Annotated in this window: 2 protein-coding genes; one reads left to right on the forward strand and one right to left on the reverse strand. The window is 69.3% G+C overall.

What is annotated here, in order from left to right; all coding sequences use genetic code 11:
- On the forward strand, positions 1 to 624 hold a 624-nt coding region (locus tag WA805_RS28235; RefSeq protein ID WP_425243844.1), incomplete at its 5' end, for an ISAs1 family transposase.
- A gap of 193 nt (positions 625 to 817) precedes the next feature.
- Here WA805_RS28235 and WA805_RS28240 read toward each other — a convergent pair.
- Positions 818 to 1,833: response regulator (locus WA805_RS28240; RefSeq protein ID WP_425243845.1), on the reverse strand; the 1,016-nt coding region annotated here is incomplete at its 5' end.

The raw sequence follows: 1,833 nt of genomic DNA on the forward strand, positions 1-1,833 counted from the left end.
GTGGTGCTCGGCCAGCTTGACCTGCACGGCAAGGTCGTGACGGCCGACGCGCTGCACACCGTGAAGGCCACCGCCCGCCTCATCCGCGAGGGCGGCGGCGAGTTCGTCTTCCCGGTGAAGGAGAACCGGCGCTCCCTGTTCGACGCCATCGACGCCCTGCCCTGGAAGGACGTCCCGATCGCGCACGCCGCCACGGACAGGGGCCACGGGCGCGTGACCACCCGCACCATCCAGGTCCTGCCAGCCCCCGAAGGGCTCCCGTTCCCGCACGTCAGCCAGGTCTTCCTCATCGAGCGCTACGTCGCTGACCTGCAAGGCAAGCCGGTCTCGGCGGTCGCCGCGCTCGGCGTCGCCAGCCCGGAGCCCGGGCAGGCAGGCCCCGCCGACCTGGCCCGCTACGTCCGCGAGCAATGGTCAATCGAGTCCCTGCACTGGATCCGCGACACCCTCTACCAAGAAGACAAGTCCCAGGTCAGGACTCGCTCCGGGCCAAGAGCCATGGCCGCGCTGAGAAACCTCGCCATCGGCGCACTCCGCATGGCAGGCCGCACCGACATCACCGAGGCCACCCGATGGGCCGCACGCTCCATGGACCGGCCCTTCACCATCCTCGGACTCACATAATGATCTTGGAATGGCCGTGGGCATGATCTCCTCCTCGGGGTGTTCTCGCTAACGTGATCTGATACCGCAACAATATATCGTGCAACGAACTACATTGTCAAACAAAAATATCGTAACACGATTTAAATATGTGTCAGACGGGACGGCAGGTGAACGATAGGAAAAGGTGGCCGCCGGGCGGCTGGCCGGCTCCTCAGGACCCAGCCAGCCAGCGCTCCATGCAGTTGAGCAGCTCGTCCGTGTCGACCGGCTTGGTCACGTAGTCGCTCGCGCCGGCGGCCAGGCTCTTCTGCCGGTCGCTTGGCATCGCGCGGGCGGTGACCGCGATGATCGGAAGCATCGCGAACTGCGGCATCTGGCGGATCACGGTCATCGCGGCGTAGCCGTCCATGCCGGGCATCATGATGTCCATCAAGATGAGGTCGGTGCCCGGAGCGGCAAGCAGCGCCTCGATGCCCTGCCGCCCGTCGGACGCGTGCGCCACCTGCATGCCGTGCAGTTCCAGCGTGCTGCTCAGCGCGAAGACGTTGCGCGCGTCGTCGTCGACCACCAGCACGCGCTTGCCCTGCAGCGCCTGGCGGCCGGTGCCTGGCGCGCTGTTCGCCGCAGGGGCGTCGCTGGCCAGCGGGGGTACCTCGCCAGGCCGCGTCGCGGACAGGTACAGCCCGATGCGCTCGCGCAGGTGGTCAAGGGACGGCAGCAGCTCGAGCCTGCCGTGATTCGAGCGCAGCACCGCCAGCCGCCCCTGGCCGTCGCCGTCGGCCGGGCGGTCCGCGCTGTGCGCGAGCACGGGGATGTCCCGTAGCTCCGGGTGCTCCCTGACCTGCTCGAGGAACTGCAGAGCGGACGACTGGGCGAGGTCGACCACCACGCAACGGAACGGCTCGGCCATCAGCGTGGTGATGGCCTGCGCCGGGCTCGTGGCCGTGCTGACGTCAATAGTCCCGTCGGTCTCGGTGAGATCGGAGATCGCGCTGTGCGCGAGCAGCGTGAGCAGGCCACTGCCGCTGCCCTCGAACACCAGCACGTTCCTGACCGCCGTCCCGGGCCTGGCGGCGCCGGGCCCGTCGGGAGCAGCGGCCGCGGCGAGGGCCGCGATGTAGGCGCCGGCGGTCCTGGCGCGCTGCGCGACCGTCGTCACCGCGTGCCCTGACGGGCCCTCCGCGAGCGCCTCGTCGTTCCCGCCCAGCGGGCCGCGACCGTCACCGC

This window comes from Trebonia sp. (assembly GCF_049794275.1).
GTDB lineage: Bacteria > Actinomycetota > Actinomycetes > Streptosporangiales > Streptosporangiaceae > Trebonia.